Genomic DNA, 15,129 nt, shown 5'->3' on the forward strand with positions numbered 1-15,129 from the left:
AGCAAATAACACAAGAGAACTGGTGGTTATTTCCTTAATGATAATTCGAGTATTAAAAAAGGCAACTAACATGTTAGTCACCTTTTTACTTTACCATTCCATCCAAACAGGCAAAACCTCCTCAATTGCCTGCTGATACATAGACTGTTCATCTTTTTTCATCCAAATATGAATCTGACCAAAATCCCCGCTTGTTCGTATTAACCTTCCAACTCCCTGCCTTAACCGCAGTAGCATATAAGGTGCATCAATTTCCCGAACCGGATTATTCGTATGCTTTCTTTTCGCCTTAAAAACAGGGTCATTTGGTGGAAATGGAAGTGAAGCTATAATCACTTGTGTTAAAGCCTTTCCTGGAACATCCAAGCCTTCCCACAGATGATATGCACAGATTACAGATGATTCGTCCATTTGGAAATCCTTTACCGTCTCGCTAATTTCCCGATCACCCTCATAGAGGATAGTAAAAGGAAATTCCTGATTAGCTGACCACCTGCGAAACGCATTCATCTCTTCAGCAGTGGCAAATAAAACCAGTGATCCCCCACCGTTTTCCAGCATTTGTTCGCCAATTTTCATCCATTTATTGGTCTCATCTATTTCTATATCGCCATTTATCTTTATTTGCTTCTCATAATCAAACGGTGATTCCACTGAAAAAGAATCGTATTTTCCAATACCTAAACTGCCAGCCAAATAGGAAAAATCTCCGTTTTGTGATAATGTAGCTGATGAAAACACAAATGGAATAACTTGCGAAAACACTTCTTTTTTTAAAACATCTTCAACCAAACGTGGCATGATAACCAAGCTTGTCGTACGATCATTTTCCTCCAGCCAAAAAATACCTTCATCATCTTTCAGCAAAATAGATAATCCATAGGAGAAAAACTCCAAGTATTCCTCGATTATTTTAATATGATAGTCTTCCATCGTAAACAACTCCGAATCAAATACCAGCTGTTCCAGCAACTGCTCGACCTTGTCATTTAAGTTTTTTCCCATGGTAATTATTTCTTTGGAGAGGAGAATCTCCCGACGATTGGATCCTTCCACAGCAGAAGCATTATTTCCAAGCATTTCAAACCACTCATCATTCAAGGTCAAAATATCCTCTACCAAATAAAGAGATTCCTCCCTGACATCCTGACCCATATAGCCTGTCAGTACGTTAGTCAATACTTCGAAATTGTAGCGATATGTTAACCCTTTTTGGGCAGCAAACTCCAACAGATGGCCTTCATCAAAAACAACACAACTCGCTTCAGGGAGCAATGGCATTTGCCCCTCACGCTTGCGTGACTCTTTTGTCCAGACATGCTCCATATAAAAATCATGAGAACAAATTATAATATCTGATGCATGGCGATAATAATCCCTGTTCAACGTTTGTCCACTACGATGGCGCCATTCACAGGTCGAACACTGTTGCAGTGGATCCCAGGAAATTTTTTTCCAGATTTCATTTGACACCCAAGGATATTCCTTGCGATCGCCATAACGTTCAAATGACTTCATGGCAGCGCCTGTGTCAAAAACAAAATCAGGTATCGCTTCATGCACACGTAAAATATCCTCATCATTTGTCCGGTTGGCAAATGGATCCAGTTTTTTGATACAGACATAATTTTCTCTTGCTTTAGCCAGCCTGACATCAACCGTAAGACCCAATGCTTCTTCCAGTTTTCCAATGTCCCCGCCTTTTTTTACAAGCTGTTCAATCAATGTCTCATCCGCACAAGTTATAATTGCCGGTTTTCCTCGATGTCTTGCATAACAGATGGCATACAATAGATAGACTAATGTCTTACCCGTTCCTACTCCGGCCTCGGCAAATATCGTGTGTTTATTTCTAAAAGCCTGTTCCAGCTGGAAGGCCATATATATTTGTTCATCACGTAATTCGTATCCTTTTTCAGGTAAAATATCATAAAACACATCCCCGACATAATCCCCTAAACGGTCAAAGAAATTTTCGGTTTTTGCTACGGTAAATGGTAGTGAATTTGATTTCAATAGTGTTTACTCCTCTTTTAACAAACATTCCAAAAAGCTATTATACAGTAGTAACATTGGGACTGTCCATTCTAGAAAAATAGATGTATTTTGATCAATGCTTATGAATTTTGCTTTTTAAAACAGTTGCATGAATAGAAGGCAGAAGGCTTCTATAAGATAAAACCAACGTAATTCAAGCCCAAACTGTCCATGAGAGCATCTCTCACGGACAAAACTGCTCAATTCCAAACCCAAACTGTCCATGAGAGCATCTCTCATGGACAAAACTGCTCAATTCCAAACCCAAACTGTCCATGAGGGCGTCTCTCATGGACAAAACTGCTCAATTCCAAACCCAAACTGTCCATGAGGGCGTCTCTCATGGACAAAACTTCTCAATTTCAAACCCAAGCTGTCCATGAGAGCATCTCTCATGGACAAAACTGCTCAATTCCAAGCGCAAACTGTCCATTAGAACGCCTAAATAGCTTTATTTTATTAAAAAGCAGAAAAAGCACATTCAAAAAAAATCCACGAAAAAGGCTTTCCGCAGATTGAAGTTTTACCTTATGATACAATTATTTTTTCCAAATCCAATGGCGCAATATATTTCCCGTCTTTGTAAGCTCTCATATTCCCACCAGAGATTTCGTCAATAAGGATGATCTGATTATTCTTATCCCTACCAAATTCCAGCTTGATATCATAAAGCTCCACATCCTTTTTTGCTAACTCTTCTTTTACAACACGGGAAATTTCTTTCGTATATTCCTTTAGAACACCGTATTCTTCTTTGGTTAAAATTCCAAGCATGTCCAGTGCGTCTTCATTAATTGGGGGATCCTGACGCTCATCATCTTTCAGGGTCACCTCAACAAATGCATCCAGGCTTTGGCCTTCTTCCACATATTTTCCATAACGTCTTAAAAAACTCCCAACCGCCCGATATCTGCAAATCACTTCAAGTCCCTCACCGAATACCATTGCCGGGGCAACCGTCATTGTCGCTTCCTCTAGATTGGCATCAATGTAATGGGTGGGAATGTTTTTTTCTCTTAACTTTTCAAAAAAGAGCTTGGTCAGTCTTAATCCAGCTGCGCCTGCACCTTCAATCGTTAATCCTACCGTGTTGGCACCAGGATCAAATACACCATCTTCTCCTGTAACATCATCCTTAAATTTCAACATATAATTACCGTCATTCAACTCGTATACATCTTTAGTCTTTCCTGAATATATCTGTTTCATCTGCAGCATTCCTTTCTTGTCGGATTTTTGATACTACCATAATAACAGGTTTTGATGACATCTTCTAAGAATTTTCTCGAATAAAATTTAAAAAAATGCCCCCTAAACCGTTTATGTTTCGATAGTAGTTATAGAAAGAGTATTTATTTTTTCAAAGTAAATACCAGGGGGGATTAAAAATGGGAGACGATAAAAAGAAGTTTACGTTCGAAGAAATTTTTAAACAAAATGAACGGCGAATTCATTTTCATATAAATCGGCTGAATATCCAGGATTCAAATCAAGACTTTTACCGTGAAGGGATATTTGCTCTGTGGAATGCCTACGAGACATACAAGCCTGACAAAGGGCCAATGGCTACTTATTTTAACTACACCATCCGTAATCGCTTAATAGATATGATCCGTAAAGATAACCGAAGAAATGAAGTACATGAAGCCTTTATTACTAAAAATAAAGCGGCTTTTGATGACGGAAATTACATTCGGGGGTCAAATACAAGCACTTCCATCAAAAGCGCCTCCAATACATTACTAGAGAATCAGGAAATGTGGCAGCAACTGAGAGCACAGCTTACACAAAATCAATGGAAATGGGTATACTACCACATTATTGATGGAATGACCTTAAAGGATATAGCCATCCAGGAAAATAAGACACTGGAGGCAGTAAAAAGCTGGGGCAAACAGGTACGAAAGAAATTAAGAGACAAGGAATTTCGAAAAACGATTGACTGGAACGTGTGAAATTTGCCTAGATGATAATCGGAAATTCACATGTTTTACTCAAAGAACCTGTGGACTTTGCGTATTTGTTTAATTTTATCTATACTTACTATATTATAGCCATGAAGCTATATAAAAAAGGAGAAATAGTATGACTGGAATCAGAGAATCCATTAAACGAGATATTATTGTGAATGCATCGATTGATAAAATTTGGGACGCTTTAACCAAACCTGAAGATTTAAATCGCTGGTACACCAAAGAAGCCAATCTGGACTTTCGTGTTGGTGGGCATTGTAAGATGGTTCATGGTTGGGGCGCAGAAACATCCGGTACCTTTACAGACATCGTTAAAAATAAAAAGATTGTACTTGAAAGCGAAGATGGATACTTTAAAACAATCACTATGTTAAAGCAGGAGACGAATGGCGTTCGGGTTACCATTGAATATCAAACACCTTTTATTGGAGAAGAAGGTGAGGCAGCAAAGGAAAACATGGCCTTTGCCACCCTACAATTCCTGGAAAATTTAAAAAGTGTTTACGAAGATAATCAGGATAATCGTTCAAACATGTGGAAGGCATGGATTGGTCTTATTCATACAACGAATAATCCAGCAGGAGCAGAGTCACTTGTTGACGGCAGTAAAGTAGTACATGCTGCAAGTGAATCCCCGGCTGATGCCGCAGGGGTTAAACCGAAAGATATAATTACAGAGGTAGATGGACAGCCTGTACAAAGCTATGAATCATTAGAAAGAATAATTAATAATAGTGTAGTTGGTGGGATCATTACCTTGAGCATATTAAGAAAAAAGGAAGTTATTACTTTAGATTGTGAAGTGGCAGAATACCCGGTATCGTATTAAAAACACAACCCGCATACCAGGGAATCTGTAACGAGGAAAGCTAATTAAACCATTGAAAGATAAGAGTTTATTAGCTTTTTTAGTTACCTTTTGGATATAAAGAAACGCCTAAAATTAATTAAAAAGAGAGTGACTCTTCTAACCGAATCACTCTCTTTTCACTTCTGTTTTCCAACTTCAGTTTCTTTCATGCGTGATTATATAAAAGGTTTATCCTCGTTAAGCAAGCAATTCATCCTCAGGGATATTATAAAAGTCTGCAATCCTCTTGATATGATCTGGACTTGGTTCTTTTTTCCCAAGTTCGTAACTCCATATAATGCTTTTTGTAAAGTTGGCTTGCTTAGCAAATTCTGCTGCTGTCAGACCTTTCGACTCTCTTAATTCTCTTAATTTGCTTCCATTCACAATATATCACTCCATATGCTGTAATATTATTTTGCATTTATCTAAATATTATCTTATTTTCATCTTATCACAAAATTAAATAAAAATGGTGGATTTACTACTGAAAATAAGAATTAATATATAATATATTACAAAAATGTGAACAAAAAATGCCGCTAGTTCCACACATAAGGGGTTTGCTGATATACATAATAATTTAGCCAGTTAGAGAATAACAAATAGGTATGTGAACGCCATGTATTGGGCGGCTGTTCGCTCGGATCGTCATTAGGAAAATAGTTCTTTGGTATATTAATATTCAACCCCTTGCTGAGATCACGCTTATATTCCTCTGCAAGTGTCGTTGCATCATATTCCAAATGACCAGTAATCATGATGTTTTTTGCGTCATTGGACATGATGATAAATGGCGCAGCTTCCTCCGATTTCGAAAGTAATGATAAAGCTTCACTGTTTTCTATTTCTTCAGCCAATACCGTGGTATAGCGTGAGTGTGGTGCATGAAATACTTCATCAAAACCACGAACGAGCTTAATCGTTGGATCTGATAGTTGATGCTTGAAAATACCAAAGCATTTCTTCGGCAGATCATATTTATTTATCCCATAATGATAGTGCAGCGCAGCTTGGGCTCCCCAACAAATATGTAAAACAGAGGTCACGTTGCGTTTTGTCCAATCCATAATTTTCGTTAGTTCTTCCCAATAATTCACCTCTTCAAATTCCAAATGCTCAATCGGTGCCCCTGTAATGATCATTCCATCAAAACGGCGATCTTTCACCTTTTCAAATGTGGTGTAAAATGTATCCAAATGGTATTCACTAACATTTTTCGATTGATGTGTTGCCATCCGCAGAAAAGTAATATTAGTTTGGAGCGGGGTATTCCCCAACAGTCTTAACAGCTGTAATTCCGTTCGTTCTTTTTCCGGCATTAAATTTAAAATCAATATATTAAGTGGGCGAATATCCTGGGTCCTAGCCCTATCCTCATCCATCACAAAAATCTTCTCCTGTTTTAGAATTTCTCCTACCGGCAATTTTTTTGGTATATTTATTGGCATTTTATGCGTCTCTCCTTTTCGTTTTATCAGACAATATATTATCCCTTGAATATTATGTTAATTCGCTGTTGCAATAACCCAGATCACAAAAAAAACCTTCTGCTTTGATCTGCAAAAAGGAGTTTCACCAATTTTATCATTCAAAGCAGTTGCTTTGTTGGTAGTAGCACCTTACATGATGTAGGTTGCTGTGACGTCCTTGAGCCAATTCTCTCGATCACTCTTAATAATGATTTAATTAGTTACCAGTATATATGATATTCATTAAAATGTAAAAATTATCACTTTATTTGATTCTATCATGCCCCAAAATGCATAGTTCCTTCGATAGTAATTATAGAACTGAATTTATAGTTAAACATCTACAAAGGTTGGTGATAATGATGGATTTTTAAAATATAATGATGTCTGTCCAACTCCGCATTTCTTCCTAACATATGCTATTAATGTAAAAATTATTTAAGAATGGAGGCATTTAAATGAAACTTTATTTAGATCCTGGGCATGGTGGATCAGATCCAGGTGCCAGCGGAAACGGGATAAAAGAAAAGGATATCGTGTTGGATATTGCTCGTAGAATACGGACAATTTTGATGGATGGATATGAAAATGTTGAAATTAGGATGAGCCGCATCGGTGACAGTACGAAGAATTTACAGCAGCGAACCAATGAGGCTAATTCCTGGGGAGCCGATTATTATTTATCCATTCATTGCAATGCTTTCAATGGATCTGCTCAAGGGTATGAAGACTTTATCCACAATAGCTTATCTGACTCCTCACAAACTGCTAACTATCAGGACACATTACATGCTGAAATTACCAAAGTAAACCAGCTTAGAAACCGCGGGCATAAAAAGGCAAATTTCCATGTATTACGTGAATCATCCATGGCTGCTTTTTTGTCAGAGAATGGATTTATCGATAACGCTAATGATGCAGCACTCATGAAAAGTTCCACATGGCGTCAGAGAGTAGCACAAGGTCATGCAAATGGACTAGCCAAAGCCTTTAATCTTCAGAGCAAGCAAAATGGCTCTGTAACACTTTATAAAATTATTGCCGGCTCCTTCAAATCAAAAGCTAACGCAGACAAACGAAGAGATTTCCTACATTCAAAGGGGATTGAATCTTTTGTTGATCAAGTGACTATTTCTGGTGAGCGGTGGTACCGCATACAAGCCGGCGCATTCTCTAACCGAACGAATGCAGACGTACGTTTGAATGAAGTGAAAAATGCGGGAATAGCTGATGCATATATTGTTAGCGGATAAAAGTATATGTGATTAATATACTTCTGATAAGGGAACTGCGAAATGTCAGGGTTAAGTTGATGAAGGAAACGAAAAAATTGATAGAGCGAGAGATAAAACGAATGACCAATCAACCTGTTCTGGCTGTACCACTTGATGCAGCCAGTTTTTTTATGGGTTAGTTTCTATCAGCCACCCATTTTGCAACCGAAATAAGATCTGGAAAGTACATATCTGCATCAACATGGTCTTCCTTTGGCTCTCCAACTAAAATCGTTCGTGTACCTGCTCCTCTCCCTGCTTCTATATCTGGCGCCCTATCACCTACCATATAGCTATTTGCAACATCAATATCATGCTTTTTTGCTAAATCCAAAATCATTTGTGGCTTTGGCTTACGACAGGCACATCCTGCTTTTGGGTTATGTGGACAATAGGCGATATCATCAATGTTAGCACCATATGCTGCTAAGTCCGCTTCCATTTTTTTATGTACAGCAGCTAAGGCATTCTCCTCCATAAATCCCAGCCCAATTCCACCTTGATTCGTGACTACAAAAACCTTAAATCCCTTTTCATTAAAAATTTTAATCGCTTGTCCAACACCATCAAGCAAATAAAAATCTCCTGGCTTATTTACAAATTTCACCCGATGACTTAACACTTCATTAATGACACCATCGCGGTCTAGAAACATTGCTTTTTTCATAACATCACCTTTTCTAAGGATAAGATAATTATAGTTTTAGAATAAAGGGTGGATTTATTCGTTTTCATTATCATCTGAAAGAATCCATCCCAGTAGTATGGCACGGTTTAAATGGTTATTACTTCTGTATATCCATAATTTACGCATCTTCCACAAACCTTGCTACATTTTCTCCACATTTCTTACACTTTCCTTGGAGCAGAACACCGAATTCATCATTATACAGTGTAAAATTTGTAATAGTTGTTACACCGCAATTGGAACAGTACACATTATTAGTGAGCATTTCTTGTACATTTTTAGGAAGCTTAGACCATTCCTGAGCTGCCTTCATATCGATTACTGACATTATATCAGCCCCCCTACTTTATTTACCATTCTATTTTAGATACTATAAAGTAGATCGTACTTTTTCTAAACCAGTTATGTATAACAATATATAATGCTACACGTGGATAATATAACCTTGCAGGAAGTAAATTATTTAATGTTTTTTTAATTAATATTTTCCACTACATAAATAAGAATCATTTCAGCTCACTTTCCCCTTTATCATTTCTGTCTCTTCTAATAGATCCTTTACATAATAGCCTAGTTCAACAGGACTTAATATGTCTTTAATTCCTCTAATGGCTTGAATGGTGTAGTTATCTACTAATACCCCAAGTTCAAAAGAACCGTATTGTTCCTCCTTTTCGTGTACAGCCATTTCCGCTTCAATATAATTTATCGTATGCCGTAATACGCTTCTCATTACTCCACCCCTTTAAAAAAACTATATTTCATAATTTTGTTTAATGCTTGTTCTAATAAACATTACCTTTTTAGACCATTGTGATATTCGTACATTTATTAATTATAATTCGAATGGTATGATTAATATTATAGTACCATATTAATTATACTTAACTTCAAGAATGGAGGGATTATATGGTGAATAATGAGAAATTAAATCAAGAAGCCCTAAACAGTATAATAAATAACTTTAAAAATTTTTTCAGAGAAGAAATTGCTAAGAATCATGTGAAAAATACATCTAAGTTGGTTCAATTAAAAAAGTTTAATCAAAATCCTTTTCTCGATACATATAAAGCAAGATTTCTAACCGGTAATGACGATGCACTTAGCATTGCAAAAGCCTTGGTATATCCTAGGGTGCTGGGGTCTTCTATTAATACAAGCTTTGGTCAACAATTGCAAAAATACTGCAGTCAAATTTTGGAAGGCTTTGCATCAACTACGTCAGGTATTGATATTGAATTTATTGATAAATTAGATGGCAGGAGGAAATATTGCCAAATAAAAGCTGGGCCTAATACAATTAATCGTGATGACGTCACCACAATAAAAGATCATTTTTCTGGAGTCAAAAAATTGGCGAGGACAAACAACTTAAATATAGGCTTGAATGACTTAATCATAGTAGTATTCTATGGAAACCCTGAGGAATTAAGCGCTCATTACAAACAATTAAATAATGATTATCCTGTTATGATTGGTGAAGAATTCTGGTATCGATTAACAGGACATGAGAATTTTTACTTTATTCTAAGTGATGCTATGGGTGAAATAGCCCTTGAATATGATTCGTCCGATCTTGTTGAACAGGTCATCGCTGATTTAGCGAAGGATATTGAAAAAAACCTGAAATGAGGAATAACAGTTATAAAATGAAAGAAGGCTGATATGTTGCAGCCTTCTTATTTTCAATATCCAATTATAAGTTTAACTTATTTAGTGTGTAAACAATAGATAGCCCGATTGCTTTTGCCATATTTACAGGTACAGCATTTCCGATTTGTTTATATGCATTAGATGTAGAGCAGTCAAATACCCACTCATCAGGAAAACTTTGTATTCTTGCATATTCTCTTACTGTAAATGGCCTGGTTTCTTCCGGATGACATCTTTCGGTCTGTTTCTGAGCAGGAGAACAAGTTAAAGTTAAAGAAGGTTCATCCCAGGAGAGTCTTCTGGCCATTCCAGTTCTGCCTCCTCCTGAATAATAGCTTTTCCCCATATATGCTTTAGCAATATCATCAGGAAGATCCCTCCAATAGCCTCCAGCAGGTACAAGATCAAGTACATTCTTTTTAGTTTCAGGATATTTGGCACCATCTGAGGCAGGTACATCTTTAAGAATATCTTTTAAGGTAAGCTCAGAGCCATACGGTTTGGGAAACAAATACTCTAGAGCTTCATATTGATTTACTAGATCATTTCTAACTCCCACAATCACTATTCTTTCTCTTTTTTGCGCTACATCATAATCTAATGCACGAAGAATTTTCCACTTTACCGTATAACCAATATCAGCAAAAACATCCAGCATAGTTTTTAACGTGTTACCTCCATCATGATTAACTAACCCTCTCACATTTTCAGCTAAAAACATTTTGGGTTTAAGTTCATTTAAAACCTTTGCATAATGGTAAAACAGTGTACCTCTCGCATCTTGTAAGCCACCCTTTTTTCCGGCATAGCTAAAGGCCTGGCAGGGATAACCACCTGATAATAAGTCAAGTTCTCCTACAGGTGGAGCATCTATATAATTTTCTATTCCATTTTCAGTTACTTTTATAATGTCCTCTTCAACCACATTCCAATTAGGTCTATTTTTGCGAAGGGTTTGACAGGCATGCTTATCTACTTCAACATTCCCAACAGATTCGAATCCAGCATATTCTAAACCTAAACCAAGACCACCAGCTCCTGCAAACAACTCAAGAACTTTATATTCCTTATTCGCTTTCACATTTCTTACTTCAATGAAATTTATCTCGTCCATATTTTTATTATTATGCTTCGCTTTTTTATAGATGACGGTATCTGCAGCGTTCTTTTCTTCAATGCCCAGATCAAATTCCAATTGCTCTGTTATTTCTTCAAAGCCTACATCTAGCGTTTCACATAAATTCATAGCATTGGATTTAATCGGGCTAAAATTGGCTGACAACAACATGGAAAGTTGATTTTTACTTATCCCTAATTGTTCTGCCAACTCTTTTTGTGTATTTATCCCACGTTTTTTCATTTGTTCTCTTACTTTTTCTTTACTGATAGCATACATTACTAACCACCCCGATTGGCCAACTATTTTTTTAACTTTTATAAGGGTTATTGTAAACGTATGTTCTGTGTTAGTCAATTAATTAGGGTTTATTTCTCCATTTTTGATATCCTTTCTGAAAGTTACGTTACTCTTATAAATCCAGCAATTCCCTCATTTGACCTGTTACTTTCGAACTTGTAAGATAAGTAGTTTCATCCGTGATATACGCAAATGTACTTTTCTCACCTTCCTCACCCAGCCATAAATGGATTCCGTGGGTAGGAAGCTCGCCTTCAAGTATTTCGTATTCAACCATTACATCATAATCAGGTGCTGAAATATCAACATCTGATTTCTGCTCCACAGCAGTTTTTATTGCATTTTCAATAATGGAGATAGACTCTTTATCAGTAAATGACAGCAAAACATCCTGATTCATCTCTCCATGTCCATTTGACTTTGAAATAGTGACCGCAGTTACTTGTTCATCCAAGAGTACCATTGTTTCTCCACCTGGACTACAACCTGCCAATAAAGCGAAAATTAATAAGAATCCTACTCTCACTCTCTTTATATCCTTCAATTTTTAATACATAATCCCTTCCCTTGTATGAGTCTTCGCTAAAACGTTAGGATCTGGATCAAAATAATCTTCATTATAATGAAAGTGAAACTGACCATCCTGCACATAGCCTGCACCCCAGGTAGGATCCATCTCAAGCCACTCTCCATCAACTTTTACTTCCACCCACGCATGCCGCTCACCTGCATAGCCTTCCACATAATGTGATTCCATGCCAATCGCTCGAAGTAATGCTGTTGCCAAAAATGCATAATCCTGACAAATACCAATGCCGGATTCCAGTGTTGATAATGCACTGTCCCCAATATTGAAAATATCATTTTCTGCCTTTTCCACATCATAAGCAACATGCTCTGCGACGAATTGATAAATGGCTTTTGCCTTTTCACGTTCACTTTCCAGTCCAGCAGTGAGTTCTTCTGCCTTTTTAATGATTGACGGGTGATCGGATTCAATCCCTCGAGACGGTAATAAATCACGTTCATCTACAATCCCTTGTACCTGATGATTTACTTTTGCAACACCTTGATAATAAAACATCGATTGATCATGCTGCTCGAGATCAGGTACATTAATGATCACTTCATAATCGCCTGGTCCGAACCGAAAATATGCCGTTCCATCAAATTGATAGTCTTCCACAGGGATAAGATAGCCAGATTCCTCATCTTCCTCTAGGTGTTTTACAGTAACGATCACATAATCAATATCCGCCGCACCTGGAGCATCGGGATCTATTTCCCCTGCAACCTGATATTCCTGCTGTTCGAGTACAGCCTCTGTAATTTGGGTTGGCTCTTCAAGTGATACGCCACGGGTGATATATTCATTGTATTTTTCCATCTCAGCAAAAACGGTTGCTAGTTCGTTATCGGCGTAAAAGGAGGCTGACTCATAATAAAGATCCTCCGCTTCATTATATGTCTGAACACGAATCTGATGGACCCCCTCTCCAAAATATAATGGTACATCCCCAGAGAATTGATTATCCTCAATCGGAAACAGGATTTGTCTGTTTTCATTTTCCTTATCTACCTGAACGAGCACCATCTCTCCTGCATGATCTTCCGGAACAGTCCCTTCAATATGTACACCGGCTTCAGCGTCACTGATACCGGCAGTCGGACTCGTCAGCTGAATATTATTTTTCACTCCGTACTTTGTGTACTCGACTTCACGCTGCACATTCTGATCGTGATTGATGACATCAAAGGCGGCAGCTTTATAGTATTTTTCTTCTTCGCCAGCCTTGTTGCTTGGCACCCGCACACTTACCTGGTACGCACCTTCTCCATGATGTAGCTTGATTTGCTTGGAAAATTCCCCATTTTCCAATGGAATGTAATAATTAAAGTCATCCTGTTCGATCTCCTCCATGGGTTCATTAGGTGTGATAACAACCCAAATAAGGTTTTCATGGAAATTATCAGCATTCCCAATCGTTCCATTAAGTTCTACGATCGTATTGGCAGAGATCTCTTCTTGTTCAGGTGATATAAGGGAGAAGTCGATTTCTTCTGCATATGAACTTAATGGAATAGCTGCAGTTTCTACTGCTTCCGTATCCTCTGCTTCAACTTCTTTAGCTTCTTCTTGCTTTTCATCCTTTTTCGGTTTCGGTTCAGCACTTTCCTCCTCGGAACAGCCAACCACTGCAAGAAGGATAATCATCATAATAATTGCAAATACAATCCGTGTCTTTTTCACTGTATCACCCGATTCATGAATTTTTAGAAAACGTTACTTCTATCATACTATGAAAGTCAGGCTGGGGAAAATGAAAAAATGCTCAAAGTTACAATAACTTGAGCATTTTTAGAAATATTTTTCAGTAATTAATCCTTTGCAATCATATCACTAGTTATTTGCAGGTGTTCTACAAAAAAATAATATAAGCTTAACAGGGTTAACTACCTTGTAGAATTCTTAAACGAGGAGGTCATACAGTGGACAACACGAACGATTTGGTAAAAATTTAATGATACAAAGAAAAAGAACACATTTTTTGGAAGGAATCAACACCGCTAATATGTTGCATTTATCACAACTGTATTATACAACAGGGCTGGTTGTATATACTATAAAGTATACACTCAAAAAGCTCTTAAACGGTTTTTTGTGCGGTATTGAATCGTTAATCCACGTTTGCCGACGTGGGTTTTTCCTTATGTGAAAATTTCTAGCATAAATCATAAAAATGTATGAATCAATGTTAAACACGCTTCAACAACTTCTTCTGGTGCTTGTCCTTTTTTATCCAAATACCTTGCTTTTCTGTCAATGCTTTTTACTTGATCGGTTAAAATAACACCCTCAACAGCTAAACCATCTGGCAATTTAACTTCAAATGGATATCCTTTTCCTTTTCTTGTGATAGGACAAACAATGGTAAAAGTTGTTGTTTGATTAAAACTCTTAGGTGAAAGAACAATGGCAGGCCTAACACCTGACTGTTCATGACCTGCCTGTGGATCAAAGTCTAAATAAATTAAATCCCCTCTTTCTGTTATCATTAAATTAACTCATTCCCTTTTCTTCCAAAGTCGATATATTCATGTCTGTTTTCATCTGTGATCTGTGCCAGTAATTCTTCCAATGTCGGGTCTTTTTTGACTGGTTTCAATATAATTTGATTTTCGTTAACAGTAAATTCCATTTTGGAACCTTTTACAATACCGAATTTTTCTGCTACACTTTTCGGTATTGGAACCCCTAAGCTGTTACCCCATTTTTGAACGGTTGTAGACACTTCAAGCACTCCCTTTTTGTTATTATTATCCATTATAACATCACTCCTAAGTTTCGTATATATCTAATATATACGAAATCACCCGATATGATACTTTTCACGAGATAAACTCTGAAATACATATCGAATCTTCTATCATACTATGAAAGTCAGGCAGGGGAAAATGAAAAAATGCTCAAAGTTACAATAACTTGAGCATTTTTAGATATATTTTCCATAATTAATCTCTTGCAATCATATCCAACCACTTAATATCTGCTTCCAAATGAAGCAAAGCCCCTTCCACAAGCATCTTCATCGTTTTATTTCCGGATTGGTTCATCTGCTTTCTCAATTGGGTGAGATTCAAGACATCTTTCATCATTGTTTGCTTTTGAACCTGAATCATTCTCTGTTTGTCTTTATCACTACAGCGTGACTTTATAAAAAACTAGACAACCTCTCTCAGATGCGTTATACTTACAGTAGAGGA

17 protein-coding genes and 1 riboswitch are annotated in these 15,129 nt (G+C 37.1%); of the genes, 4 read left to right on the plus strand and 13 right to left on the minus strand.

The annotated features are described in order from the left end of the window. Nucleotides 1-90 precede the first annotated feature (90 nt). The gene (locus AC6HVZ_RS09925; protein ID WP_497557993.1) at nt 91-2,016 is read right to left on the minus strand and encodes an ATP-dependent DNA helicase; all 1,926 of its coding nucleotides are present in this window, start codon (nt 2,014-2,016) and stop codon (nt 91-93) included. Between the two features lie 549 nt (nt 2,017-2,565). Beyond that, entirely contained in the window at nt 2,566-3,246 is a 681-nt protein-coding gene (locus AC6HVZ_RS09930) for a phosphoribosylaminoimidazolesuccinocarboxamide synthase (protein WP_497557994.1), read from the minus strand. Between the two features lie 179 nt (nt 3,247-3,425). Between AC6HVZ_RS09930 and AC6HVZ_RS09935 the strand changes: the two genes are divergently transcribed. Together AC6HVZ_RS09935 and AC6HVZ_RS09940 are read left to right on the plus strand one after the other, a co-directional pair. After that, the gene (locus tag AC6HVZ_RS09935) at nt 3,426-3,992 is read left to right on the plus strand and encodes a sigma-70 family RNA polymerase sigma factor (RefSeq protein WP_497557995.1); all 567 of its coding nucleotides are present in this window, start codon (nt 3,426-3,428) and stop codon (nt 3,990-3,992) included. Between the two features lie 130 nt (nt 3,993-4,122). Beyond that, a complete protein-coding gene (locus AC6HVZ_RS09940) occupies nt 4,123-4,839 on the plus strand; it encodes an SRPBCC family protein (RefSeq protein ID WP_497557996.1) in 717 nt (238 codons plus the stop codon). A gap of 219 nt (nt 4,840-5,058) precedes the next feature. Here the strand turns inward: AC6HVZ_RS09940 and AC6HVZ_RS09945 are convergent, their stop codons facing one another. Beyond that, nucleotides 5,059-5,247 (minus strand): helix-turn-helix domain-containing protein, encoded by a 189-nt coding sequence (locus AC6HVZ_RS09945; RefSeq protein ID WP_497557997.1) that lies wholly within the window; start codon nt 5,245-5,247, stop codon nt 5,059-5,061. 155 nt (nt 5,248-5,402) lie between these two features. Further along, entirely contained in the window at nt 5,403-6,311 is a 909-nt protein-coding gene (gene metA, locus AC6HVZ_RS09950; RefSeq protein ID WP_497557998.1) for a homoserine O-acetyltransferase MetA, read from the minus strand. Between the two features lie 130 nt (nt 6,312-6,441). Further along, nucleotides 6,442-6,544: riboswitch (SAM riboswitch) on the minus strand. A gap of 246 nt (nt 6,545-6,790) precedes the next feature. Between metA and AC6HVZ_RS09955 the strand changes: the two genes are divergently transcribed. Further along, a complete protein-coding gene (locus tag AC6HVZ_RS09955; protein WP_497557999.1) occupies nt 6,791-7,585 on the plus strand; it encodes an N-acetylmuramoyl-L-alanine amidase in 795 nt (264 codons plus the stop codon). 157 nt (nt 7,586-7,742) lie between these two features. On the opposite strand, the gene AC6HVZ_RS09960 is transcribed toward AC6HVZ_RS09955, so the two are convergent. From AC6HVZ_RS09960 to AC6HVZ_RS09970, 3 genes are all read right to left on the minus strand, one after another. After that, nucleotides 7,743-8,273 carry a D-glycero-alpha-D-manno-heptose-1,7-bisphosphate 7-phosphatase gene (locus AC6HVZ_RS09960; RefSeq protein WP_497558000.1) on the minus strand — a complete coding sequence of 177 codons (531 nt, stop codon included), beginning with the start codon at nt 8,271-8,273 and terminating at the stop codon, nt 7,743-7,745. A 139-nt stretch (nt 8,274-8,412) separates the two neighbouring features. After that, complete coding sequence (locus AC6HVZ_RS09965) at nt 8,413-8,622, minus strand: hypothetical protein (protein WP_497558001.1); 210 nt, start codon at nt 8,620-8,622, stop codon at nt 8,413-8,415. Nucleotides 8,623-8,805: 183 nt separating this feature from the next. Continuing rightward, nucleotides 8,806-9,027: a hypothetical protein gene (locus AC6HVZ_RS09970; protein ID WP_497558002.1), complete on the minus strand. Its 222-nt coding sequence runs from the start codon at nt 9,025-9,027 to the stop codon at nt 8,806-8,808. Nucleotides 9,028-9,206: 179 nt separating this feature from the next. On the opposite strand from AC6HVZ_RS09970, the gene AC6HVZ_RS09975 reads away from it, so the two are divergent. Beyond that, nucleotides 9,207-9,926, plus strand: coding sequence for a PmeII family type II restriction endonuclease (locus tag AC6HVZ_RS09975; RefSeq protein WP_497558003.1), 720 nt, complete (start codon nt 9,207-9,209; stop codon nt 9,924-9,926). A gap of 64 nt (nt 9,927-9,990) precedes the next feature. On the opposite strand, the gene AC6HVZ_RS09980 is transcribed toward AC6HVZ_RS09975, so the two are convergent. The 6 genes from AC6HVZ_RS09980 to AC6HVZ_RS10005 all read right to left on the minus strand — a co-directional run bounded on the left by AC6HVZ_RS09980 (nt 9,991) and on the right by AC6HVZ_RS10005 (nt 15,045). Continuing rightward, nucleotides 9,991-11,421 carry a DNA cytosine methyltransferase gene (locus tag AC6HVZ_RS09980; RefSeq protein WP_497558004.1) on the minus strand — a complete coding sequence of 477 codons (1,431 nt, stop codon included), beginning with the start codon at nt 11,419-11,421 and terminating at the stop codon, nt 9,991-9,993. Nucleotides 11,422-11,476: 55 nt separating this feature from the next. Then, nucleotides 11,477-11,890 (minus strand): YhfM domain-containing protein, encoded by a 414-nt coding sequence (locus tag AC6HVZ_RS09985; RefSeq protein WP_497558005.1) that lies wholly within the window; start codon nt 11,888-11,890, stop codon nt 11,477-11,479. Nucleotides 11,891-11,911: 21 nt separating this feature from the next. Next, entirely contained in the window at nt 11,912-13,615 is a 1,704-nt protein-coding gene (locus AC6HVZ_RS09990; protein WP_497558006.1) for a transglutaminase domain-containing protein, read from the minus strand. A gap of 482 nt (nt 13,616-14,097) precedes the next feature. Then, nucleotides 14,098-14,421 (minus strand): type II toxin-antitoxin system PemK/MazF family toxin, encoded by a 324-nt coding sequence (locus AC6HVZ_RS09995; protein ID WP_497558007.1) that lies wholly within the window; start codon nt 14,419-14,421, stop codon nt 14,098-14,100. Beyond that, on the minus strand, nt 14,421-14,690 hold the full coding sequence (locus AC6HVZ_RS10000) for an AbrB/MazE/SpoVT family DNA-binding domain-containing protein (RefSeq protein WP_497558008.1): 270 nt from the start codon (nt 14,688-14,690) through the stop codon (nt 14,421-14,423). Before AC6HVZ_RS10000 ends, AC6HVZ_RS09995 begins: the two co-directional genes overlap by 1 nt. A gap of 187 nt (nt 14,691-14,877) precedes the next feature. After that, the gene (locus AC6HVZ_RS10005; RefSeq protein ID WP_497558009.1) at nt 14,878-15,045 is read right to left on the minus strand and encodes a hypothetical protein; all 168 of its coding nucleotides are present in this window, start codon (nt 15,043-15,045) and stop codon (nt 14,878-14,880) included. Nucleotides 15,046-15,129: the final 84 nt, after the last annotated feature.

It is taken from the genome of Oceanobacillus sp. NCCP-135 (assembly GCF_059698015.1).